Here is a 24,696-nt window from a genome sequence, read left to right as displayed (position 1 = left end):
ACGCGGCATCAGGTCGCCTAGCCGAAGGTGACCTGATGCTCCCCGCCCGGTGCCTGCTCGATGGTGATCCGGCGCCCGGTGAAGCGCTGCGCTATGTCGATCGCGGTCAGCAGGTGCTGGCTCGGCTTCACGGTCGAGAACGCGCCGCCGCCTGCCAGCACGAAGGGCAGGATCAACTGATCGGCAAGATACGGCCCCGCGAACGCAGAGGCTTCGAGATAGCCGTTCATCCGCGCGGCTGAAGTGCGGGCGAGGCGTTCGCCAGGCACGCCGAGCTGGCCGAAGCCGCTGACCAGTTCGGTCACCTCGCTGTGCTGCGCTTCCAGCATCAGGATCACGCCCGGCCCCTGATCGGCGGGCAGCTGGCGCAGCGTGAAGGCGCTTTCCGGCCAGTCCGGAAGATCGCGCCGGACGCGTGCCAGCATCCGCTCGGCAATCCCGAACGGCAGGCCGGAGACCACGACTTGCGCGGCCTCGCTGGTGCGCAGCCCGCGCGTGGTGCAGGTCAGCGGCAAGAGCGGGGCAGGGGTGATGTCCACCTCGATCCGCCCACCGCCGCGCGGGTAGAACCCATGGCGCACGAGGCGTGCCGAGACTTGCGGCCCCATCCGGTTGATGATCGGCAGGAACGCGCGCTCGATGAAATCGAACGGCGGCGCGAGCATGTTGTGCGTGCCGCCCTCGAGCACAAGGCGCGAGGGCGCGTTCGCCAGCACCAGCGGCATCAACACCGTCTGCAGGACCAGCCCGGTCGACCCCGCTGTGCCGACAGCGAAGTGATACTCGCCGGGCACGACTTGCCCCGGACGGAACGTGAGCTCGCTCCCGCCGACCGCGAGGCCGGTGCATTCCGAACCCGAGATGACGGCGGCTGCCTCCACCGCCGTCACGTGCTGGCGCATGAGGCCGGGCTTGGAGCGCTTGGCGCGGATGTTTTCGATCCGGAAAGGTTCGCCGGTAACGAGCGAAAGCGCGCAGGAATTGCGCACCATCTGCCCCCCGCCTTCGCCTTCCGATCCATCGATGATGATCATGTCAGTCAGTGTCCGTAATCAACAAAATGGTTGCGATGCCTCTGCGGGTATCGAACCAGAAATATGATGCATCCCACGCAACATTGCGAAACCACTGCGCCCATGCACTGTCGTTGGTCCACGCCGTTGTCTCGGGAAATCGAGCTTCACAGACGGCTGACATGAACTGGTTTGCCAATTTCACGACGTCGTCCTGAGTGCCCTTGAATCCCCGATATGCCCCGCCCTTGCGTAGCAAGGCGGCAAGATTGGTGGCTGAGTTCTCTGCGGAACTAGCAGCGAACTCACCTATGCGTTCATTGGTTTGACCCAAACGTGGAAACTCGGCCGCGACAGACGGAGCTTCGAAGAAGCGTTCCATGAAGGCAAACTTATCCAACCGATTCCGGGTCAGAACCCACGCAACGGCTTCTGTTGCGACGACCTCAAACTGAGCAACCTGAGCGCCCCCATTGACGTGAGTCTTGCTCAAGGCTCGCGCCATCGCTGTCAATCGAGGGTCAAGGGGCCGGACCGCGTGGAAAGCAGTCCGGCCCCAGTCGTCCATGAATTGGTCAAGGGTTGGGCGATTGCCGCAATCGAGCCTGCGATAATCCATTATCACCCCTTCACGCAGACCACCTGCTTCAGTGTATGCACGATCTCCACCAGATCGGCCTGCGCGGCCATCACCTTTTCGATCGGCTTGTAGGCGCGGGGCGTTTCATCGATTACGCCCGCGTCCTTGCGGCACTCCACGCCCTCGGTATCGGCGATATGCTCATCGAGGCTCACCAGCTTCTTGGCCTGGGTCCGGCTCATCACCCGCCCCGCGCCGTGGCTGCAGCTGTCGAAGCTTTCCGGGTTGCCCAGCCCGCGCACGATGAAGCTTTTCGCCCCCATCGAGCCCGGGATGATCCCCAACACGCCCTTGGCCGCACGCACCGCGCCTTTGCGGGTCACGAGCACGTTCTCGCCGAAGTGGTTTTCGCGCGTCACGTAGTTGTGATGGCAGTTCACCGCTTCCATCTCCGCATCGAAGGGCTTGGCAATCTTCGCCCGCAGCGCCGCGATGACGTTTGCCATCATCATGCGCCGGTTGAGCGCGGCGAAGTCCTGAGCCCAGCCCACCGCCTCGACATAGTCGTCGAAGTGGTCGGTCCCTTCCGGGAAGTAGGCGAGGTCCTCGTCTGGCAGGTTGATATGCCACTTGCGCATGTCCTGCTTGGCCAGCTCGATGAAGAACGTGCCGATGGCATTGCCCACCCCGCGCGAGCCGGAATGGAGCATCACCCAGACGCGCCCTTCGGTATCAAGGCACAGCTCGATGAAGTGGTTGCCTGTGCCGAGCGTGCCGAGGTGCGTGAGGTTGTTGGTGTTCTTCAGCCGCGGAAACTTGGCGCAGATCGCCTCGAACCGCTGCACCAGCACCGCCCAGCCCTCGACAATCGCGGGCGGGGGCGAACCCCACGAACCGTGATCGCGCTGGCCACGACCGACCGAACGCCCATGCGGCACTGCCTGCTCGATGGCAGAGCGGATGCCTTCCAGGCTATCAGGCAAGTCGTGCGCCATCAGCGAAGTGCGCGCGGCCATCATGCCGCAGCCAATGTCCACGCCCACCGCCGCCGGAATCACCGCGCCCTTGGTCGGGATCACCGATCCCACCGTCGCGCCGATCCCGACATGGACGTCCGGCATCGCGGCTACATGCTTGAAAACGAATGGCATCTGCGCCGCCCGCGCCAGCTGCTCGCGCGCCTTGTCATCAACCGGCACGCCGCGCGTCCACATCTTGATCGGCACCCCGCCGGGCACATGCTGGAATTCGAAACTGGTATCGGCCACGGTGGACCTCCTTTGCTTGCATCATGGTGCTGGCGACAAGGTTTGGCGAGACATCCCGGATCGCTCCGGGGCGGATTCGAACCGCTCGGCCTTTCGGCCTCCAACCATGTAGTCCCGCCGGCATTCGCCAGCGCTGGAAAAGGGTTCACGGCGACGAGGTGTGGGAAAGACATGCCCCCGAGGGGGCGCCGCTCTTCCGCTAAGCTACAGGCCCGCAGATAGTGGACCCGGCAGGATTCGAACCTGCGCCTGCATCGTTGAAGGATGTAGTCCTTGCCCGGCATTCGCCGTGAATTGCTGTTTGCCGTGGCGACGAAGGATGGCGAGACGCGGTCCTTAAGCTACATTCCCATGGCGGGCTTCGAACCCGCATCTCCCTTGGCCATTGCTGGCTGCGGGCGCTTTACTCGTCGGACCTGGCAATGGGATGTAGTCCCACCGGCATTCGCCACGGCAATTCCTGAAACTTGCTAAGGGTCACGGCGACAAGGATTGGAAAGACGACCGCCTCGCGGCGTTTGTTGCTCTATCCGACTGAGCTACTGCCCCGAAAAGCAGGCGGGACTCGAACCCGCGACCCACAAATCCCATGTAGTCCTGCCGGCATTCGCCGTGACCCGCTTCTTCAAACCTCCGTATTCTGGACGATCCCGATCCAGTCGCGCGTCTCGCCTTTTGCAAAGCGCGCCACTGCATCGAACACCGCATCGGTGAAGCCACCGACATTCATGATATCCGCCCGGTCTTTTGCCTGCGTGGAGCCATAGGGCTGGATGTCGATGCAGATCAGCTTCGCGCCCGGATTGCGGGCTTTCAGCTTGTTCCACTCGTTCATCGTCGCCGTAGCGCCATGCCGCCTTGCATCGACCCAGGATTCGTTGTCCGAGACGATCACGACCGTATCGACCTGCGCCCGCTCCCGGTTGAGGAGCGCGAGCGGTGCCGAGACATTTGTCCCGCCGCCACCCACCGCCGCCAGCTTCGCCGCATTCACGGCCACGCGGGCATGGGGATCGAGCTTCAGATCGACCACATCGCATTCGAACGGGATCACCCGGGCATTGCTGTTCCGGCGCAGCACGGCGGCGGCGACCAGTGCGGCAATGTCGATGCAGCGCACCTTGGACGTGGCACCCTTGCGGACACCCGTTGCCGGCGAGCGCATCGAACCCGAAACGTCCGGGCAGACAACGACCTGGCCTTCGAGCTTCGGCACACCAGCCAGCGATGCCTCCAGCGCGCTTTCGAGCGCTGCCTGCACCGCCAGCGGCACACCGTCTCCCACCTGGTCCAAGGCCACCATCAACAGGTAAGGCATCGGACGTACGCGGGCGATCGCCGCCGGATCGGAGAGCCGGGCCGCCACCGCTTTGGTAACCCCGGCCACGCCGAACGCACCGTGGCGCGCCAGCGTGTTGAGGTTCATCCGCAGCGCCTGCCAGCCCATGCGAGCCGAAAGCGCGCCCCACTGCTCCGCGACAAGCGGGAAAGCGGTCAGCCATTCGAACGGCACCGGGGGCAGTTCGCCGTCCGGCGCCCGCTTCCAGGCCTCGAACGCCGCGATCTCCGCCGGCAGCGCAGCCACGTCGTAAGGCTTGCCGATCAGCCAGCCATAGAACGCGCGCCGCTCGGGCGTGGCCGGGGCCGGGTGGACCATCTTGACGATGTCCGCCAGGCTCGGATCGTTCCCCGTCGCCGCCTGCATCAGCTGCGCCGTCGATGCCGTCTCCAGCCATTCGCGCACCAGCCGCTTGGGCCGCGAACCGAGCGAGGCCCGCCCGACCTGACCCGAGCGCATGATCTGCACAAAGGTGCGCAGCATGCGGCCGTTATCGATCACGCGCCGGAACACGCGCACCGCAAGATCGGGATCCGCGACGGTGAGATAGGCGGCCAGCAAGGCCGGCATATCCTTCATCGCGCCCGACTGGCGGGAATAGACCGCGCATTTGGCGACCCACTCGGGATCGACGTCCTTCGCGGCCAGCACGACATCGGCCAGCTGCGTTTCCGCGCTGCCATAGAAGCCGTCGGCCAGCGTGCCGGTCACGGCCAGCTGCGCGAGCTTCGCTTCAGGGCCATAGGCATAGGCAGATCCGCCCGCCTGGTTGATCGTGTCGGCGCGCGGCAGAAACCGCGAGAGCGCCGAAGCAAAAAGGTTCTTGTTGGCCATCGTCCAACTCCGGAAAGTCCGGACTTTGGGGGCGGCCGGCCCATTCCAGCCGCCCCTCGGTTCCGCGTGCGCCGGGCTGTTCGACCGACCCGACACCAATGCTTCTGCAGAGGGCGTGCCAGTTTGATCGTTGAGATCGAAGAAAAGTGGTAAGGCACTGTTAAAATTATAGTTATTCTGAAACCCGGCTTGGCAGCGCGCGCGCCGCTTCCGCAAGGCGTGTGCCAATTTGTATATCGTGGTATAAGCAGTTATAGATTCAGCGCATGAAGCCCACCACCGTCATCGGATTCCTCGGCTCGACTCTCGATGCTGCCAAGTTCGGCCCTTCGCGCTGGATGAAGTGGCGGCCCTCGGTGGGGCTGTGCATGCACGAGGACCTGCGGGTCGACCGCTTCCTCATGATCCACGGCTCGCTCCACCGCCGCCTCGCTGAACTGGTGAGCGAGGATATCGCCTCGGTCTCGCCTGAAACGCAGGTCGAGCGGCATGTGATCGACTTCACCGATGCTTGGGATTTCGAGGAAGTTTACGGCAAGCTGCTCGATTTCGCGCGCGCGCAGCCGTTCGATCCCGATACCGAGGACGTGCTTGTCCACATCACCACCGGTACCCACGTCGCGCAGATCTGCCTGTTCCTGCTGACCGAGGCGCACTATCTGCCGGGCCGCCTGCTGCAGACCCAGCCGCAGCGCGGCGGCCCCGATGCGGTGGGCAAGTGGAGCGTGATCGACCTCGATCTCTCGCGCTATGACAGCATCGCCACGCGCTTTGCCAGCGAAGCGCAGGCCAGCACTTCGTTCCTCAAGTCCGGCATAGAGACGCGCAATGCCGCGTTCAACACGATGATAGACGAGATCGAGCAGGTCGCCGGCCGCACCCGCGCGCCGATGCTGCTGATGGGTCCGACCGGCGCCGGCAAGAGCCAGCTCGCCCGCCGCATCTTCGAGCTGAAGAAGCTGAAGCGGCAGGTCAGCGGCCAGTTCGTCGAGGTGAACTGCGCGACCCTGCGCGGCGACAGTGCGATGTCGGCGCTGTTCGGCCACCGCAAGGGCGCCTTCACCGGCGCGGCGGCGGATCGGCCGGGCCTGCTGCGCACCGCCGATGGCGGCATGCTGTTCCTCGACGAGATCGGCGAGCTCGGGCTTGACGAGCAGGCGATGATCCTGCGCGCGATCGAGGACAAACGCTTCCTCCCCGTCGGAGCCGACCGCGAGGTGCAAAGCGATTTCCAGCTGATCGCCGGTACGAACCGCGATCTGGCGCGCTGCGTGGCGGAAGGCACGTTCCGCGAAGACCTGTTCGCCCGGCTCAACTTGTGGACTTTCGCGCTGCCGGGGCTTGCCGACCGGCGCGAGGACATCGCGCCGAACCTCGATTACGAACTCGATCGCCACGCTGAACGCGAAGGCGAGCGGGTGATGTTCAACAAGGAGGCCCGCGAGCGCTACCTCGCCTTCGCGATGAGCCCGGCGGCGCGCTGGCCGGGCAATTTCCGCGATCTTGCCGCCAGCGTGACGCGCATGGCCACCTTCTCGCCCAAGGGCCGGATCGACAGCGAGGTGGTGGCGACCGAGATCGCGCGACTGCAACGCCTGTGGGGCAGCGGTGCCGGTGGGGACGATGGGCTCTGTGCCTTGCTCGATGCCGAAGCCCTTGCCGCAATCGATCCGTTCGACCGGGTGCAACTCGCGCATGTCGTGGCGGAATGCCGCGCCAGCCGTTCGTTGTCTGAGGCCGGCCGCAAGCTGTTTGCGGCCTCACGCACGCGCCGCGCCAGCACCAATGATGCCGACCGGCTGCGCAAGTATCTGGTCCGCTTCGGGCTCGATTGGGATCAGGTCGCCGGCCATGCTTGATGTGCGCATCCTCGGCACTCCGCCGAATGACAACGCGCTGCTCGTCACCGCCGATGGCGGGCAGAGCCGCAGCCGCCTGTTGTTCGATTGCGGTGCGGATACCTTGGCGGCGCTATCACCGGGCGAGATCCGCGCGATCGATCACCTCTTCCTCAGCCACCTCCACATGGACCACATCAGCGGGTTCGATGCGTTCTTTCGCATGAACTTCCAGCGCGGCGAGGTGGAGAACCACATCTGGGGCCCGCCGGGGACCGCGCGCATTCTGCACCACCGCTTTCAGGGGTTCTGGTGGAACCATGCGAGCGAGCTTTCCGCGACGTGGCATGTCCACGATATCGGGGAAGCGGAAGTCCGCACCTTCCGGTTTGAGGCGCACGAAGCGTTCGCTGTTATGCATGAGGGACCGTGCCGCAAGCTGGAAGGACCGGTGCTGACGACCCCCGAGGCCTCGGTCACCGCGCTTTCGCTGCGCCATCACGGCACGAGCCTGGGCTATGTGGTGCGCGAGCCGGATCGCACCGCTGTCGATATGGCGGCGGTGAAGGCGCTGGGGCTGGCGCCGGGGCCGTGGCTCGCCGCGCTCAAGGATCCGGGGGTGCGCGCTGTCATGATCGGCGGGACCGAACGCGATGCCGCTGCCTTGCGGGAGCAGGTCATCACCGCCATGCCCGGCGATTGCGCCGCCTACATGACCGATTTTCGCGCCGATGCGGGCGAGCGCGCGCGGCTCGCCCCGCTGCTTGCCGGGGTCGGCACGCTCTATGCCGAAGCGCAGTACACGCCCGAGGATATCGAACTTGCCCGCAGGTACGATCATTCAACCGTGACGGAGATTGCCGAGCTTGCCCGCATGGCAGGCGTGGGTTGTTACACCCTGCTGCACCTTTCGCGGCGCTATTCGCCGGCCCAGTGGCGCGCGATGCGCGATGCCGCGTGCGCAGTCTTTCCGCAATCGCGCTTCATTCCGGAATGGGGCCTCGATTGAGCCCCCGTCATCGGCCCTGACACTTGGCACTTGTCCTGCAAGGCACTCGCGCCGCCGGGCAATCTCGGTTCACCGCACTGCGGCTCAGCCCTTCACAGTCATCCGCAGCCCGGTGCGCACAAGGAAGCCGAGCGCGAGCATGCCGAAGCTGATCAGGCAGCCCGACCAGCCGACATAGACCACGCTGCTGTAGAGCACGCCCGCGCAGGCTGCGGCAAAAATCAGGGGCAGGACCGGGTAGAGCGGCACTTTGTAGGGGCGCTCCACCTGCGGCTGGCGGCGGCGCAGGATCACCACGGCAAGCCCGCTCATGGTGAGGAACAGCCAGTAGATCGGCGAGAGGTAGTCGACCATCGTCGCAAAGCCCCGGCCTGACGCCGCGCCCCAGGCGATCAGCGCCAGTTCGACCGCAGTCTGCACCAGGATCGCCGCGCGCGGCACGCCCTTGCTCTGGTCCCACTGCGCGAGGGCCGCGAGCGCGGGTTCGTCCTCGGCGGCGGTGTAGAGCGTGCGGCCGCCGACGATGATCAGCGCATTGAGCACCGAGAAGGCCGCTATGGCGACGCAGACCACGATCACCGCTTCGCCCGCCGATCCGAAGGCACGCGCCATCAGCGCGGCGGCGGGGGCTTCGCTGCTGGCAAGGCCAGCCATGCCCAGCCCGCGCACATAGGCCCAGTTGGCGATCATGTAGAGCGCGGTGATCAGCACCATGCCGCCGAAAAGGGCGCGGGTCATGTCAGCGGGCGTGCGGACTTCGGCAGAGAGGGTCGAGGCATCGTTGAAGCCGCCGTAGGCCAGCATGATGAACACCATCGATTGGCCGAAAGCCGCGAGCGTGACCGGGGCGGGCGCGGCCGCTGCAACCTGCTGCGGCGCCACGCCCCAATAGGCCAGCCACAGCGCCGCGCCGCCCAGTGCCAGCAGCGCCGCGACGTCCATCGCCACCATCGCGATCTGCGCGCGCGTACCCGTCTGCACCCCGCGCAGGTTGAGCGCGGTCAGCAGGATCACCATGCTGCCCGCCACGAGCGCGCGCGTGAAGGTGCCCATCGGCACCAGTTCGGCGAGGTAGTCGATCCCGACGAAAGCAAGCAGCGCGCCCGAGGCGGAAAAGATCACCGCAAAGCGCGACCAGGCAAAGAGCCACGCGGCATCGCCGCCGAACGCCTCGCGCAGGAAGCGGTAATCGCCGCCGGTATCCGGGTAGGCAGCGGAAAGCTCGGCATAGCAAAGCGCGCCGATCAGCGCGAAGATCCCGCCCAGCGCCCAGGCCAGCATCAGCGCGCCTTCGCCGCCAAGGCTTTGCGCCACCAGTTGCGGCGTGCGGAAGATCCCCGCCCCGATGACCATGCCCATGACCACCGCAGCGGCGGCCGTGGTGCTCAGCACGCGCTTGGGCTGGTGGTGAGGCGGGAATTCAGTAACGGTGTGCATCAAGCGGAACGGTAGAGAAATTTACCGACTGGGGAAGGCTAGTTCGCCGATTTCACATAGATCGATTGGCGCAGCACGCTCGATTTGCCGCCAAGCGTGAGCATGACCGGGCCTTCCAGCCTGATCTTGAGCGAGGCCGCCTGCTGCGGATCGAGTTCGAGGCGGTATTCGCCCGCAGGCAGGCGCTCGAACAGGAAGAAGCCATCGGATTCGCTGCGCGCCCTTGCGGCAAGGCTGCCATCCGGCCGGAGCAGCCGCAGCTGAAGCCGCGAGACGGCGCGCGTGCCGGATTCGGCGCGGAAATAAGCCGTGCCCTCGATGTCGCTCAAGGTCACGATCGCGAAATCGCTGGTGTGGATGCGCCCCGGTCGCGGCACAAGTTCGATCCCTGCGCGCGAGGGGGCGAGCGCGATATCGGGCATGGAATCGCTGTCCACCCGGATCGAGGCGCGCGCGCCGTCGCCCAGTCCGGGGATGAAGGCGCGGCCTTGCGCATCGGTGCGGCTCTCGTTCGTGCCGGACAGGAAGGTGACGCCCTCGACCGGTCCTTCGTCGGGATCGCGCACGCCGTTGGCATTGGCGTCGGCAAAGGCAGTCAGCGCCGCCGCGCCGCCGCTGGTCAGGCCCGGGCGGGCGATGAAGCCGCGGCCCGAAAGCGGATTGCGCCCGAAGCTCAGGCCCACGCGCAGGGCGAGCGAGAAGTTGCGCTTGGGAAAGCCGTACGAGCCATCGAGCGCGACGTTCACCGGGCCTACACGGCGGATCGCCGAAAGCCCCAGCGTGGTTTGGCGGTCTGCCAGCGTATGCGTCACCCCGCCGCGCACCAGCGTGTTTTCGCCAAAGCGCCGGTCGGCCTCCAGCGTTACCGATTGCAGGTTGAGCGTGGGCACAAGGCCATAGCCGAGGCTGGCGCGGTAGCGCATCTTCGAGCCCGATAGCGTGGCGAGATCGAAGTTGCCGATCAGGCGGCTGCTGCTCGGCGTTGTCGGCGCGCTGACCCGGTTGAAGTCGAAGGTGTTGGACAGCAGTACGCCGCCCAGCGGCAACGTGGTGCGCAGCGCTGCGTCGGTCTGGCGGCGGCCATCAGCATATTCGATCCGCCGCACCTGGCTGGTGATCGGCATGACATGCGCATTGGTGCCCGATCCGAAATGGAGCGACGTGTTGAGATTGAGCTCGCTGGCGCGGCGCAGCGGATCAGCCGTGAAGGCGCGCACCTCGTCGATCGCGCCGCCGCCGTATTCGGCGTGGGTTGCGCTATAGGCCAGACCGAAAAGCTTGCCGCCAAGGCCCACTTCGATCGTCGTGCCCCCGCCGTCCTGCACGCCGAGGTCGAGCCGCAAGGCCGTTGCGCCGATCCCGCTTCTGAGCCCGGCTGCTGCCAGCCAGCGCTGCTTGCTGCCGCTGTCCCATGTCGCCGCGCCCATCGTGGCGGTGATCGCGCGCGAAATGCCGTACCCCAGTTCCGCCGTTGCGCGCCACGCGCCGAAATCGGGGGCCGGGCTGAAGCGGGGGCCGCGCACACCGAACAGGTTCACGTCCTTCTGCGCTGCGCCCACGCTGTAGATGAACTGCCCCGGCGCGAGGCGGCCATCGCCCACGCTGATCTTGCGCACCACTTCGCGGCGTTGGCCCTGCGGCCCGTAGAACACGAGGCGGAACACGTTGAGCCCGAAATCGACCGGCACTTGCAGGAAGGCGTACTGCCCGTTCACCGGCGTGCGCGTCGATCCGATCAGCGCGTTGTTGCGATAGAGCTCCACTTCATAGCCATCGAGCAGATCGCCGCGCAGATCGACGGAATCGAAGATCGAGGCCTGCTCGAGTGGCGCGTTGGTCACGAAGGCGCCGCGCCCGCTCACCCCGCGCAGGCCGATGGGCAGCGCCCCGGTGGCGACATCGCCGAGCTGGAACTCGGTGGCCTTCAGCGGCCCCAGCAGATCGCCATCGGGATCGCGCCGCCCCAGTTCGAGGCGCGCTGCCGTCAGCCCGTCGCGCGTCGATGCGCTGGCATAGGCGCGCGCGGTCATGAAGGCGAAGTCCCCGGCAAGGCGCAAGTCGGCTTCCAGCCGCGTGCCGAGATCATCGTCGGTCAGCGCGCGCAACTCGGTCTCTGCCACGGGCAGCGAGAGCGCCCGCCACGGTGTTTCCTCACGCGGGAAGCGCGCCGGGCCTTCGCGATTGGACCGCGAGGCAAGGCGCTCGCGGTCGGCCTCGCGCGCCAGACGCTCCTCGAAGGGGAAGGGCTCGCGCGTCTTGACCGCGATCGTCTGGGCACGCAGATCGACCTTGAGATCGAGCGGGAAGAGATCGGAAAAGCGCTCGGCCTTCAGGTAGAGCTCGCCTTCATAGGCAACCGCATCGCCCTTGCCGAGCGGCACCGGCTGGCCCGCAACCACCAGCGTGCCATCGCGCAGGTTGAGCATGACCGTGCGCTTCTCATTCAGGAACCAGCCGCTTGCGTAGTGGCCATCATCGCTGACGGCGATCGGCAGGTCGAGAAAACGGGTCAGCGCACCAAGCGGCAGATAGACGCCCTGGCGCAGGCCGTAGGCGACAATCGTGTCGCTCATCTCGCCTTGCGCGGTCTCGATCTGGAGGATCAGTTCGTCGTCGTCGCTGATCACCGGCACCGTGGCAGCAGCGCCAAGCCCCGCCTGATTGGTGACATTGGCGCGCAGCGGGGACGCGGTGAGGGCGGGCTTCGGTGCTGCCGCCGGCGCGCCGAATGCAGGTTCGGGCAGGGCACGGCGGCTTTCGGCAAAGCTGCGCGAGGCGGGCTTGGTGGGAGCCGTGGCAGCGGGCGCCGTGCTGGCCGCCACGGTCGTCAGCGGCAGCGAGGTTGGTGCATAGGCGAGGCGTGTTGGCGCGGGTGCCGCCTTGGGAGGCGGTGAGGGGACAACTACCGCAGAAGAAGGCTCCGCTCCACCAAAGGCAGGGCGCGGCAACGCTTCGGCGAGCTTGATGGGCGGCGGAGGCGGGGCGGGCGGGGCCGGGAGCACGGCCTGCTCTGGCGCAGCCAGCTTTGCGGGCTGCGGCGCGGCGGTCGTTGCGACCTCCGGCGCCGGGATTGGCACAGTTTGGGCCGTGCGCGTCTCCGCCACAGGTTTGATCGGCTCAGGCGCAGGCGCAAGTTCAGGTTCCGGCTGAGGGGGCAGGGCTTTGCTGACAGGCTGCGCTTCCGGTGCCTTCGCCAGCACTGGTGCAGGAGACGCAACCAGCGCCGCAGGTTCGGCTACGGGATCAGCTGCAACAGGTTCGGCAACCGGCGGCGCGGGCGCAGCAGCAGCCGGAGGACCGAAGGTCGGCGCAGGAAGCGGATCGGCAGCAACAAGCGCGGCAGCTGGCGGCGGTTCCGGTGGTGAGGCAGCGGCAGGTGCGGCTGCAGGCAGCACCGGCTCGGCAACCGGCGCGGGCGCGGCAGCGGGCGGCTTTGGCGCAAGCACCGGCTCCGGTGCAATCGCGCGGCGAAACTCGGCCGAAAGCACGCCTGCGCTTTCGGGCTGCGGTGCAGGTTCGGCGAGGCTGGACGCAAGCGGAGCGGCCTCTGCCTGTGCCAACTCTACCGGCTTCCTACCCGCATGCTTCGGGCTGGCCTTCCTCCCCGGCCTGGCCTTGGGTGCCTGCGTTGTCGCTTCCGCAAAGCGCGGTTCGGGCAGCTTTTCCACGCGCCGCGTCTTCTTCGCCTCGCGCGGGGGATCGGCGGCGGGGCCTTCCGGCGGCGTCAGCTCACGGCGCGCCGCATCTCCCGCGAGCGCGAGCGTTGCGCCCAGCACGACCCGCAGCGAACTGGAGGATCCGCGTTGCTGGCCCCCCCCGCGTGGTTTCACGGCACGATGAATTCCTGACGCGCGAGCACTTTGCCGGGTGACATGTCGTCATCGACATAGCTCACCGTCCAGCGCGTTCCCTTCGCCATGAAGCGCGGCTCGGTGGCGGGATCGATCAGCACCTGCACCGCGCGCTCGGCGATTTCGGTGTAGACGCCGATGCCCTTGATCTCGGCCACCGGCTTTTTCGCGCCCGGAGCGGTGATCGTGATATCGCCAAAGGCCGAACGCGTGCCATCGCGGGTGATGGTGAGCGAAAGCGCGGCAGGGCCGCCCGGCGGTGCCGAAAGCCTGATATCCTTCAAACCCGCCGTCAGCGTCGTTTCCCCCACGCGCACGATCACCGGGATCGAGATGCCGAAGCGCGGCACGATGCGCACGCCGATGCCGTTGTTGGTCTCCGCGCCCGCCGCCTCATCGATGCTGGTGCCCCCGGTTTCGGGCGGGACCGAGACAACGGTAAAGTGCGAGCGGTATTCGCCCGGCGGCAGATCGGGCGGTACGCGCGCCATGATCCGCACCATCTGTGCCTCGCTCGCCGGCAGCGCGACATGGCGCGGGGACCAGCGCAGGAAGCCGCTGGCGGTGTGGACCGCATCACGTGCCGCCGCGTCCTGCACCGCCGCCAGATCGACAAGCCGCCCGTCGCGCTGCATCGCCATGTCGCTCACGGTGATCTCGTACTCACCGGCAGCGGCCGCGCGGTTGTAGAGCCCGACGCTGGCGATGCGCGTGCGGTCGTCGATGACGACGCGTTTGGGGAACAGGTTAATGTCGCCCATACCGCCGACCGCGCCGGCAGGCAGCGCAGCGGGGGCGGGCGGCGCGTCTGCTGGTTCGTCGCCCTGGCTCGCCGCCTGTGCAAAGGCACTGGAAGGCAACGCAAAAACGAGACTGAGGCCCAGCGCGGCGGTCGTCAGCTTTGCCGCAAGGCCGCGGTGTCCGATGTATGGCAAGTGGTACGTCCCGGGTCAGCGAAATAGGTTAATGCCCTTATGGGGAATCCCTGATTCGCTGGCAATCGCAGACTACTGATAAGTCACAGTTACGACGTAAGTGCCCGTATAGGTGCCGGTGGTCTGGTTCGCCCCGACATTGAGCGTGGCGCCCACCGAAAGCGCATAAGTCCGCGTGGGGCTGAACACGTCGCCCGAGGTCCAGTTACTGCGAAAGGCGCTGAGGCGCATGTTGCGCGTGCCCTGGCGCAGGATGGCGACCGTGGGCAGATCGACACTGAAGGCGCGGCCCGCTTCACCGACAACGGCAAAGGTTCCGGGCCCCCGGCGCACGGTCTGCGCGATCGCCGTGCTGGTGATGACGCCGCCCGTGGTGGTGATCGTGCCCGAAGGCGAAAGGACTACGGTTCCCGCTGCTGTCGGACGCGTTAACTGCCCGAAGGAAAGGGCATCAACCGCTGCGATCTGAAGCGGCGTGAGGATGACCGCCTGCGCCGCGCCGCTCACGGTGGAGCTGCTCGGGGCTGCGAACGCAGTGCCGGAAAGGGCTGCCAGGGCGCAGGCCATGGCCGCCATTCCGGACAGGAATCGCGCGGGCGAAGACATCTAGGGGTTCCGAAAAGGGAGTGCACAAGCCGGGGGCCGCCGCTATCGGCAGCCCCCCGCGGATCTGTGCGATCAGTTGTAAGTGACGGTCGCTGAGTACGAACCGGCATAGGCGCCGGCCGGTTCGGTGCCGGCCAGGGTCAGCTGACCACCGACCGAGAAGCTGGCGGTGCCGCCGGCGCTCAGCGTGCCGGACGCAGCCGAAGCCGCAGTGGTGAAGCCGATGGAGTTGGTGCCATCGGTGACGGTGCCCGAACCGGTGCTGATCGAGAACGAACGGCTGGCATCACCCGTGACGGTGAAGGCGTCGGCCGAGTTGGTCGAACCCGGAACGAAGGCGACATCGCCGCCGACCGAGCCCACGCCCGCCGACGAAACGGTGATCGAACCGCCGGTGCCGGTGGTGAAGCGGCCGAAGCCAAGGGCCGCGCCCGAGGTGTGGGTGAGCACGATGGGTTCAACGACAGTGGCGGTGGCGCTGCCTGTGGCGCTCGAGGTGTTGCCCGAAGCCGCGAAAGCCGGGGTGGCCGAGATCAGGGCGATGGCCGAGGCGAGAATGATCTTCTTCACGTGTATGCTCCCGAATAGTGGTCGTGGCGCCTCCCCCCTGGGCTGCGACACGACCGCAAACTGCGGTACTGCGAATTCGGGCTGGATCGCCGTTATTCGGTACGTAGTCGTACGTATTCGGGGCGAGTTAATGGGTAGTTATTCGCATTTTTACTTAGAATATGTCCCAAAATGAGAATATACACCACTCGGTAATTTCTCTTTATTCGCAATTAACCAAGCAAGTAGCGGCTGCAAGTTGAATATCTGCATTTAGTCATGCATGCGCTGGCCATGCCGAGGCACCTCGCTGGGGCGTCCAGGTGACGGAAAAATTGAGAAAATTTTTTTGCCGCCAGCGATTTTTGCGTAACCTGACCGCCCGGCGCGACCTTCTGGCGGCGCCGGGCACGCAAAAAAGCCCGCGGCCGATGCGGCGCGGGCGGTGGGAAGGCAGCGCGTTTCGCGCGGCGTCAGTTGTAGGAAGCGGTGATCTGATAGGTGCCGTTGTAGGTGCCGACAGTCTGCGCTGCGCCGACGGCAAGCGTGCCGCCTACCGCGATGTCGAGTGTGCCGACCGGCGATCCGGTCAGCGCGCCAACGGTGAACAAGGTGATCGTCATCGATCCGCCGCTGCGTGTCACTGTCGCTGCAGCCGGCAGGGTCACGAAGAACTGGCGGCCAGGTTCGCCGGTCACGCGGAATTTGCCGGCCTGGGGCCCCGAACTGCCTTGGGCGATGGCGGTGTTGCCCACCATGCCGCCGCTGGTCGAGACCACTCCAGCCGTGCTCACGGTTACCGTGCCCGCCGCAGTGGGGCGGGCCATCACGCCAAAGCGCAGGGGCGCTGTGGCGACGATGCTGATCGGGGTGATCACCGTGGCGCTGGCCGTTCCGGTCATCGTCGCTGTTCCGCCAGGCGCCGCCAATGCCGGGTTCGCAGCCGGGAGCGGCGCGGCGAGCACGGTCAATGCGGTCAGAAAGGGGCGGATGCGAAGGGTCATGAACTGGCCTGGACTGGATATTGTGCGACGAGAGCCCGGCTGCCGCCCTTAAGACGACAGCCGGCGCAATCCCGGGCTCAGTTGTAGGTGACGGTCGCGGAGTAGGTGCCGGTGTAGGCCCCTGCAGGCGCGGTGCCGGTCACGGTCAGCGTGCCGCCGACGGTGAAGCTGGCGGTGCCGGTGGTGCTGAGCGAAGCCGTCGCAGCCGAAGCCGTGGTGGTGAAGGCGAGGTTGGTGGCGCCCGAGGTCACGTTGCCGCCGGTGGTCGTGATCGAGAACGAGCGGCTGGCATCGCCCGCAACGGTGAACTGGTCAGCCGAATTGGTCGAGCCGGGCACGAAGGTCACGTCGCTGCCGACCGAGCCGACGCCCGCGGCGGTCACGGTCACGCTGCCGCCGGTGCCGGTGGTGAAGCGGCCGAAGTTCAGGCTGGCCGAAGCCGGGTGGGTCAGCACGATCGGCGAAACGATGGTCGCAGTCGCGGTACCGGTGGCGGTCGACTGGTTGCCCGAACCGGCGAAGGCGGGGGTCGCCGTGGCGAGGATGCCGATGGTGGCGAGAATGATCTTCTTCACGTCGTATGCTCCTGATTTCAGTTTCGCCCCGCAACGTCCCGGTCTTGGAGCTGGTAAACGCGGTTTCATCAGGGCTCTCGGTTTCCCGTGACCTGATAGGTAAATGTCCTAAGGAAAGATGGTTAACAAACCGTTTGCCTGCGAAACTTTTTGCAAAGATTCTGCGCTGCCGACTCGATTTCCGGTGCCGCGTGTCGCTGGCTATTAAATTGAAAACAAATATGATTTGGCTGAACGAGTGCCGACCCGCGATGCAAATCAGGCGGCTCCGCCACCGCGTGCCGCCAGGTAAGAAATGCCGATTTCGCGTTAACCCTTTGCGCCCCGCGCAGCCTCTTTCGAGGCGGACTGCCGCGCGGGGATCAGTTGTAGGCGACGGTTGCCGAATAGGTGCCGGTATAGGCGCCGGTCGGGGCCGTACCCGTGACGGTGAGCGTACCGCCAACCGTGAAGCTGCCGGTACCGGTGCCGCTGAGCGTGCCGGTCACGGCCGAGGGCGTGGTGGTAAAGGCAAGGTTGGTTCCGGCCGAGCTCACAGTGCCGCCGGTCGTGCCGATCGAATACGAACGGTTCGCATCCCCCGCAACGGTGAAGTTGTCGGCCGCGGTGGTCGAGCCGGGAACGAACGTCACGTCACTGCCGACGGAGCCGGTGCCGGTGGCCGTCACCGTCACAGTGCCGCCGGTGCCGCGCGTGAAGCGGCCGAAATTGAGGCTGGCCGAAGCCGGATGGTTCAGCACGATCGGCGCGACGATTGTCGCGGTCGCCGTGCCGGTTGCTGTCGACGTGTTGCCCGATCCGGCAAAGGCCGGACTCGCCGTGGCAAGCGTGATCAGCGCTGCGGGAAAAACTCTCTTCACCGGTTAAACTCCTGGTCCCTTTGCCCCGCACCGGAGATACGGCGAGGCGTGAGGGGCCGGGGTTTCCCGGCGGCCTCATACGTACAATTCCTAAGTATGTATGGTTAATGAAAGGTAAGTGCCACGAAAAGGGGCGCAAGCGGCCTCAACGGCGCGCGGTCAACCGTAGGTGACCATGATCGTCAGCGTGGCGCGGTAGTGCGCCGCTGCGGTGCCGGCGGGCACGTTGAGCCGGCCGCCGACGCCGATGCGATCCTCGCCCTTGTCATCAAGCTGGCCCATGCTGGTCACGCTGCCGGCATGGCTATCCAGATGCACGCTCAGCGAATCGATGGCGAGGGCAGGGGCGCTTCCGCCGCCCAGGAGCGTCCCGGTCGCCGTGATCGCGGCAGGCGCGCTCACGGTGTAGCTGCGGCCGGCCTCGCCGCTCACAAGAAAGCGGGCGGGTGCGATTCCGGCGCAGGCACCGCCGCCTGCGCAAGCCGGCGATGTGCCCCCGGCGTATGTGGCGCCTCCTTCGGCCCCCACGGTGACCGACCCACTGGCCGTGCGCGAGGACGTGAGCGAGCCGAAATCGAGGTCATTCAGCGAAACGGCGATGATGGGCATGACGATCACCGCCTGCGCTTGCCCCAGCGCCGTGGCGCTTTGCCCGCTTGCCGCCAGCGCCGGGGTTCCGATCACGGCGGCGAAAGCCGCGAGAAGGAGCCGGCCGCGCATCACAACTCGGCCAGCAGGGTCACGACAATCGGTACTGGAATCGCAAGCTGCGCGCCGCCCGAGGTGCGCGCGACCTGCAGCGTGCCGCCAACGCGGAACGTGCGGCTGCAGATCCGGCGCTGGCAGCCCGTCAGTGTCACTTGCGCCGTCTGGCCGGGGAGCAGGGCATTCACGCCCGGCAGGTCGGTATCGAAGCTGGCGATGGTGCCGGTTACCCCGCCGCTTACCTGGCTCGCCGTGCCGGGAACCAGCACCGCGATCAGCAGCGAATAGCTGGTGTTGGCATTGTTACCGCGATCGTAGGTGACGGTAAACTGCGCCGGGCCGGGTGAGGTTCCTGTAAGCGGAATGATGGCCGAACCTGTAACCGACCCGGTTGCAGAAACGGTGCGTGTGCCGGTCGTATCGGTAAAAAAGCTGCCAAAGCGCAAGGCCTGGTCTGCGCTGACCGTGACCGAAGGCGCAGCGGCGAGGGCAGGGGGCGAGAAACCGGCAAGGCCCGCGCCCAGAACGGCCGCCGCCATCCAGCGGATCGTTCGGTTCAGGGGGGCGATGCGAACGCGGTGCAAGCGAGCCAATCCTGCGCAAAACGAGGAGCGAGGATATGGTTGATAAACTTGTACCGGCACGGCGGCAATACGCGGGAAGGCGCAGTCCCCGGTTGGAACATGCTAAGTTAGTTCGTTAACGGAGATACTTACCGGCCGATGCCCAACGCGGCGAGGCTGTTCGAATCGAACTTCACCCGCATCGTCGCGAACAGGCCCTTGGAGGTGTTCCGCGCGGCGGCGAAATCGCGGTCGCGGAAGCCGGTCAGGTTGTAGCCGATCACAACCATCACGTTGTCCGCCGGAACGATGCCGATCTGCGGGCCGATCGCATAGGATGTCGTGCCATCGGAAAGGCTGCGGCGCACCGTGGCGCTGCCGCCAACCTCGATGCGCTTGCCGATGCCGATCCGCGCATCGACACCGCCGAGCACGGTCGTGCCGGCAAGGTCAAAGCCCTGGTAGCGATCGAGATTATGCCGCGCGGCGACGAACACGCTGAGCTCCGTGCGCTGGACCATTTGCCCATCGACCCGGCCATTGGGTGCCCAATCGCCCGAGAAGCTGGCAACGATCCGGCGCGAGCGGGCATTGCCATCGACGGTGAGCGCGGTGCCGTCCGTCGCCGCGCCGGTGCCATTGCCGTTTGCGGCGGTCACGCCCGAAATGCGGTCGCTGCGGAATTCGAACTTGCTGAGGAATGCGAAGGCAGAGGTCGCCGGGCGGTGCGCGATCGAGATTGCCGCGCTGCCCACTTCGCTCGTCGCGCCGCTCGCATCGCGCATCGTGGAGAAGGTCACCGCGCCGCCCACCACGCTGCCTTCGCCCATCTGGCGGATCATGCCGAAGGTGAGCCCCTTGCGCTTCGAAAGCTCGCCATCGCGCAGCTCGGCCCGCGCGGTCGCGCTCCAGCGGCCCGAGCGCCAGGTTGCGCCAAGCGTGTAGGCGGTGAAGTCCTCGGCAATCGTGGTCTGGTTGCTCGCGCCGACCACCGCCGTGCCGCCATTGGTGGCGAGCGCGCTCTTGCCGCCGATCACCTTGTTGCCATCGATCGTCGCATCGAGCGTCAGGGCTTTGCTGATCGGCAGCGACTGCGCGAGGCCGTAGGCAGCGAAGGCGCGCCGTCCTTGCTCGGTGATCGCCTGCTGCTCGCCGGTCGCGGCCAGGCCCTTGGTCGCCTGCTGGCCGATCACCGTGGCGATCTTGGCGCCCGTCCACGGCTGAACTTCCAGCCCGCCGCGCAGCGTGCGCGTCTCGCCCTGGCTGCCGGCTCCGATTTCGTAATCGCTGATCAGGCGCACATCGGGCGTGATCGCATAGCGCACACCGATCCGGTAGCGCGGCGCCTGATACGAGGTCGCGTCGCGGCTGCCGATCGAGATCGAACCGGCTGCGTTCAGTTCCAGCTTGTTGTCGAACAGGCGCTTGGTGCTGCCTGCCTCGATCAGCGTAGTGCTGCCGCCCTTCGCGCCGGTGGGGCCCGCCGCGGCGCCCTCTGCAAGCGTCTCGCTGTAGCGCGCCACGCCGAGCCGCATTTCGGTGCCGGCCGAGTTCCATGTCGTGCCCAGCTGGATCGCGCTGCGGTGCGAACCGTCGATCAGCGACTGGTCGCGCCACGCCGCCATACTCACCAGCCACTTCTGGGTCAGGCGGTAGCGGGTATCGACGCCGATCTTGCGGCGGCCGAGTTCACCGATGCTCACTTGCCCCACGCCGAAATTGGCATCGAGCGAGCGGATATAGGCCAGCACGTCGAGCCGCGCGTCATGGCGCTCGGCCTCGATCAGCCATGCAGCCTTGGTGCTGCCGCCGGTCGCATGGCTCATCGCCGCTTCGGCGCGCACTTCGGTCTTGGTGCCGATAAAGACCTTGGCATCCACCGCGCCGAGATTGGTGCGCATCACCGCCGCGCCCGTGTTGGCCGATGCATCGCTGATCGCGGTCGCGCCGAGGCGCACCTTCTCCGATTTGTTGCGCCATTCCGTGCGCGCACCCGCATTCCATGCCCCGCCATTCAGCGTGTCGATTTCATAGTCGACCACGATCTGCTGCGGATTGAGGTTGGCATCGCGGCTCAGCACTGGCTGCTTGAAAGTGATCGTGCCTGCCAGCAGATCGATGTCGTAATCGAGGAAGCGCGTCATCACCTGGCTCGAAACCACGACTTCAGACCGGAAGCGGTCGCGCACTTCGATCGTCACTGTTTCGCTGTTGGGCACGATCGCGCGGCTGGAGAGGCGATAGGGCCCGCTGATGCCGCCGCCGGGGATCTGGTCGCGGCGGTGCGTGGTGGCGACCTTGGCGGCATAGGCTTCGGTGCGCATCTTGCCGAAGCGCGCCTCGGCCTTCACGCCGGTCATCGTGCGTTGATAGCGGCCGAGCTGGGTGTGATCGAAGCCGGTGTCGAAATCGCCGAACATCGCGCGCACCTTGGCGCTCTCGATGCGGACGTAGAGCTTGTTCACGCTGGCGGCATCGAAGCGGCGATCCGATCCATCGGCGAAGACGGTGTAGTAGGCCCGGGGGTCGAGCCCGCCGAGCAGGCGCTGCTCTGCGCGCTGCTTGGCGCTGTCATAGGCCACGGTTGCCAGCCATTTGCCCTTGATCCGGCCCTTGGCATAGAACGCCACGCGGGCGTGATTGCCCAGATCGCTGTCGAACTTGCCGCTCCGCTGCATGTGATCGGCAATCGTCTTCGCGCCCACTGCGCCTTCGGCAAGGCCGACGAGCGTCCATTTCGCTTCGCCCGGCACGACCCAGGTTTCGAGCACCTGCTTGCGCTTCACTTCGCGGTCGGTGAACTGGAAAGTGAGGTCGAGGCTGCCGCTGACCATGGTCGGCGCAAGCTCGATCAGCGCGACGCCGTCATCGCCCTTGACGATCCACGTCGGCGGCGCGCGGTCCAGGCCGGACAGCACGCGGCTCTGCATGGCATCGAGCGCCGCCGCGCTTTCGTAGGGCGCGGAGAGCGCGATCGGGCCGGAAATGCCCGCATGAACCGGGCGGCCGGTGCGATCGAGCACGCGCACCGCAACCACGGGCCGCGTTGCGCCGTCCGCCACAAGGTGGGTGCGTTCGAGCACCAGTTCGACTTTCGCCGGCGTCGCACCGAAGTGAACGATACGTGTCAGCGTCTCCACCACCTTGCCGCTTGCATCGCGCACTTCGGCATCGAAGCGGGTGTCCTCGCCGGGAAGGGGCAAGCCGCGCCACACGCTCATGGCAAAGCCTTCGGGCGAGCTCTGCGCGCCGTCGAACGCCAGCTTGTCGACCGGCTTGCCGTCTATCTTGAGCGCCACCGTCTGCCCCTTGCGGTGGCGGATCACAACGCGGGTCGTCGGCGCGCGCGGGTTGTAGTCGGCTGTCGGGAAGACGAACTCGTTGGGGCCATCGCCCTTGGCAATCCAATCGGTATCGCCGCCCGCTGCTGTGCGGTCGCTTTCCGCGATGGGCTTGGCAGCCGCTGCTGCCGCTGCCGCTGCCAGCGTCTCGGCAGGCACGGTGGCGGCGAAATTGGCCACGACGAGGCTGCCGCCCTGGCCGATCACAAAGCGGCTGGATGCGCTGCCGGCGCTGCGGGTGGAGCGCGTGCAGTCCACGAACTTGCCGCCCTTGGGCAGCGTAACCGCTTGTGCTTCAACGACATGCGTGCCGGGCATCAGCGCTTCGAAGTGATAGCGCCCTTCCGCATCGGTGACCGCGAAGCTGCCATCTTCGAGCACGAGGCGGACCCCGCCGATGCCGGGGCGCGGCGCGCTGCGCGTGTTCGGCACGTCGCAGCTGCCCAGCGAGATACGGCCGATCAGCGTCATCGTCGCAGCAAGGTTGTCGCGTTCGATACGGACAGCCGCGCTCGCCGTTGCGGTTAATCCACGAGCGTCAACCACATCGATACGGTTAAGTGCATTGCCTGCGGATGCCTCGGAGCGCACGGTCATGGCATACGTCACGGTGCGGGTCGCGCCCGGCGCAATCGTGCCGATCGCGATTGTCATCGTGCGGCCGTCCGGCGCGACCGTCACGGCGTCCGTTGCGGCCTTCGCGCCATCAATCCGGATCGTGGCGACGCGCAGACGCAGGTTCGCGGAAGGTGTATCGCTCAGCACGACACCCCGCTTTGCCCGCCCTTTGTCTGTATTGCGCACGGTGATCGTGTAAAACACCGCATCGCCCGGTTGGGCGATCTGGCGCGAGGCGACTTTGCTGAGGCTGACCGCAACCGGTGGTCTGTCCACCGGTATGTCGACACGGACTGGCGCCGGGCTCGAAAGTGCCAAACTTTCACCATACGATGCTGGCAAAATAACCAAATCGCCCCCATCGGGGCGCCTTAGGCCGGCAAAATTCTTCGGCGTGAGCGACGATGGCGCGGTATAGGGTTCGGGCGGGACGACGACCAGCCGATAGGTCCCAAGCGGGGCGAGCGGGAAGCGGTATTCGCCCTCCGGCATCTGCCATGTGCGTCCGGCACCATCGGTGATCACCGATCCGGTGACGATGGTCGAAGGCCAGCTCGTCACACCGTCATCGGCAAAGACCCGCGCCGGCTGGCCGGTGGCGACATCGACCAGCGTGACCCGCGCGCCGTCGATCGGGGCGGCATCTTCGCTATCGAAAACAAGGCCATAGGGGTCGGCAAGCACGTCGACGTCGGTCTTGATGACCGAACCATCGCCGCTCGCGCCGTTGTAAGATACGGTGACCTTGTCACCGCCCGAGATGCTGAGGCGGCAATCGCCATCCCTCGGTTGCGGCGGGATCGCGCTGGTCGGAATGGCGCCATAAAACACGCCGCTGTCGGCGGCGGTTTCGCTGATGGTAACCTGCTCGCGGTCGCCGCTCGCCGAAGTGATGGTCACCTTGACCGTGTCGAGCTGCGCGGGATTGAGCGACGCGCGATCCAGTACGAGGCGGAACACCACCGGCTGGCCCACGATGATGCTCGAGATTGTGACCGGATCGCCCGGATTGGCCCCGGCAACGTCAACCTTGACGTCGGGCAGCGTGTCCGTGCCGCAATGTCCGCTGTTGATGGTGAAAGTGTCGCCACCGCCGGGCAGGGGCAGGACCGAAATCTTGGGATTGTCCTTCACCACATCGAATGAAACCACGTTGGAGTCCGCGGTCAGTTCGGCGTCGCCCTGATTCCAGCGCGCATGGGCGGTGTTGGTGATGGTCTTCGCCGCGGCGGGAACGCTGGTCGCGATAAGCAGCGCTGCAAAAAGCAGCGCGGCCGTCGCCCAGATCCTGTTCCGCAATGCCGACATGGCGTTTGTTCTTTATTTTCAAGACAAAAGGAGGGTGGGGCGGCGGCAACCCCCCCCGGGGATTGCCGCCGCCTGCCTGTCCTGGTTTGTGCGATTTCTTGAGGGGTGCCTTCCTAGGGCCCGCTCAATTGATCGTGGCTTGGAACACCACCGTCTTGGTTTCGCCGCCGGCAACCGAAGCCAGCGTTCCGGCAACCGTGTTGGACGACATCGTGCCCGTGCCGGTCGTATCGGCAGCGCAGGTTGCCACGCCGCTGACGATCGTCGCGGTGCCGTTGGTCTTCACGCCGAATGCCGAATCGAACGTCAGGTTCGCCGGAATAGGGTCGTTCACGGTGATCGAAGTCGCCGTGGCGCTGCCCGAGGCGTTGCTGATCGCGATGCAGTACTGGATCGTCGCACCCGGGATCATTTTCGGGTTCGTCGTCAGGTTGATCGGATCGCTGATGATGCGCGAGGACTT

At 66.3% G+C, this 24,696-nt stretch carries 17 protein-coding genes and 1 pseudogene; 2 read left to right on the top strand and 16 right to left on the bottom strand.

What is annotated here, in order from left to right:
- Positions 1-17: 17 nt before the first annotated feature.
- From rtcA to Q0071_RS11760, 4 genes are all read right to left on the bottom strand, one after another.
- Positions 18-1,034 carry an RNA 3'-terminal phosphate cyclase gene (gene rtcA, locus Q0071_RS11775; protein WP_298169279.1) on the bottom strand — a complete coding sequence of 339 codons (1,017 nt, stop codon included), beginning with the start codon at positions 1,032-1,034 and terminating at the stop codon, positions 18-20.
- 1 nt (position 1,035) lies between these two features.
- Positions 1,036-1,506 (bottom strand): hypothetical protein, encoded by a 471-nt coding sequence (locus Q0071_RS11770; RefSeq protein WP_298169276.1) that lies wholly within the window; start codon positions 1,504-1,506, stop codon positions 1,036-1,038.
- Positions 1,507-1,634: 128 nt separating this feature from the next.
- Complete coding sequence (locus Q0071_RS11765; protein WP_298169273.1) at positions 1,635-2,861, bottom strand: RtcB family protein; 1,227 nt, start codon at positions 2,859-2,861, stop codon at positions 1,635-1,637.
- 625 nt (positions 2,862-3,486) lie between these two features.
- Positions 3,487-5,034, bottom strand: coding sequence for an RNA-binding protein (locus Q0071_RS11760; RefSeq protein ID WP_298169270.1), 1,548 nt, complete (start codon positions 5,032-5,034; stop codon positions 3,487-3,489).
- A gap of 266 nt (positions 5,035-5,300) precedes the next feature.
- Between Q0071_RS11760 and rtcR the strand changes: the two genes are divergently transcribed.
- Together rtcR and Q0071_RS11750 are read left to right on the top strand one after the other, a co-directional pair.
- Complete coding sequence (rtcR, locus tag Q0071_RS11755) at positions 5,301-6,893, top strand: RNA repair transcriptional activator RtcR (RefSeq protein ID WP_298169266.1); 1,593 nt, start codon at positions 5,301-5,303, stop codon at positions 6,891-6,893.
- Entirely contained in the window at positions 6,886-7,881 is a 996-nt protein-coding gene (locus Q0071_RS11750; RefSeq protein ID WP_298169264.1) for an MBL fold metallo-hydrolase, read from the top strand. Before rtcR ends, Q0071_RS11750 begins: the two co-directional genes overlap by 8 nt.
- Positions 7,882-7,965: 84 nt before the next feature.
- Here Q0071_RS11750 and Q0071_RS11745 read toward each other — a convergent pair whose 3' ends face one another.
- From Q0071_RS11745 to Q0071_RS11690, 12 genes and pseudogenes are all read right to left on the bottom strand, one after another.
- Positions 7,966-9,318, bottom strand: coding sequence for an amino acid permease (locus Q0071_RS11745; protein ID WP_298169261.1), 1,353 nt, complete (start codon positions 9,316-9,318; stop codon positions 7,966-7,968).
- Positions 9,319-9,356: 38 nt separating this feature from the next.
- Positions 9,357-13,148: a hypothetical protein gene (locus Q0071_RS11740; protein WP_298169258.1), complete on the bottom strand. Its 3,792-nt coding sequence runs from the start codon at positions 13,146-13,148 to the stop codon at positions 9,357-9,359.
- Complete coding sequence (locus tag Q0071_RS11735; RefSeq protein ID WP_298169256.1) at positions 13,145-14,104, bottom strand: hypothetical protein; 960 nt, start codon at positions 14,102-14,104, stop codon at positions 13,145-13,147. The genes Q0071_RS11740 and Q0071_RS11735 overlap by 4 nt, the downstream gene beginning before the upstream one ends.
- A gap of 72 nt (positions 14,105-14,176) precedes the next feature.
- Positions 14,177-14,671 carry a DUF4402 domain-containing protein gene (locus Q0071_RS11730; protein WP_298169253.1) on the bottom strand — a complete coding sequence of 165 codons (495 nt, stop codon included), beginning with the start codon at positions 14,669-14,671 and terminating at the stop codon, positions 14,177-14,179.
- Positions 14,672-14,782: 111 nt separating this feature from the next.
- The gene (locus Q0071_RS11725) at positions 14,783-15,280 is read right to left on the bottom strand and encodes a DUF4402 domain-containing protein (RefSeq protein WP_298169251.1); all 498 of its coding nucleotides are present in this window, start codon (positions 15,278-15,280) and stop codon (positions 14,783-14,785) included.
- Between the two features lie 452 nt (positions 15,281-15,732).
- On the bottom strand, positions 15,733-16,263 hold the full coding sequence (locus tag Q0071_RS11720; protein WP_298169247.1) for a DUF4402 domain-containing protein: 531 nt from the start codon (positions 16,261-16,263) through the stop codon (positions 15,733-15,735).
- A 77-nt stretch (positions 16,264-16,340) separates the two neighbouring features.
- Positions 16,341-16,838, bottom strand: coding sequence for a DUF4402 domain-containing protein (locus tag Q0071_RS11715; protein WP_298169244.1), 498 nt, complete (start codon positions 16,836-16,838; stop codon positions 16,341-16,343).
- Positions 16,839-17,200: 362 nt separating this feature from the next.
- Positions 17,201-17,698: a DUF4402 domain-containing protein gene (locus Q0071_RS11710; protein WP_298169241.1), complete on the bottom strand. Its 498-nt coding sequence runs from the start codon at positions 17,696-17,698 to the stop codon at positions 17,201-17,203.
- Positions 17,699-17,857: 159 nt separating this feature from the next.
- Complete coding sequence (locus Q0071_RS11705) at positions 17,858-18,418, bottom strand: DUF4402 domain-containing protein (protein ID WP_298169238.1); 561 nt, start codon at positions 18,416-18,418, stop codon at positions 17,858-17,860.
- Positions 18,418-18,942 carry a DUF4402 domain-containing protein gene (locus Q0071_RS11700; protein WP_298169232.1) on the bottom strand — a complete coding sequence of 175 codons (525 nt, stop codon included), beginning with the start codon at positions 18,940-18,942 and terminating at the stop codon, positions 18,418-18,420. The genes Q0071_RS11705 and Q0071_RS11700 overlap by 1 nt, the downstream gene beginning before the upstream one ends.
- A 173-nt stretch (positions 18,943-19,115) precedes the next feature.
- On the bottom strand, positions 19,116-24,233 hold the full coding sequence (locus Q0071_RS11695) for an isopeptide-forming domain-containing fimbrial protein (RefSeq protein ID WP_298169229.1): 5,118 nt from the start codon (positions 24,231-24,233) through the stop codon (positions 19,116-19,118).
- A 124-nt stretch (positions 24,234-24,357) separates the two neighbouring features.
- A pseudogene (locus Q0071_RS11690) lies at positions 24,358-24,696 on the bottom strand (hypothetical protein); the annotation flags it as partial.

Source organism: Novosphingobium sp. (assembly GCF_027486195.1).
Taxonomy (GTDB): domain Bacteria; phylum Pseudomonadota; class Alphaproteobacteria; order Sphingomonadales; family Sphingomonadaceae; genus Novosphingobium.
The sequence above is the reverse complement of the archived record's forward strand: the minus strand, read 5'-3'. Positions and strand labels throughout refer to the sequence as shown.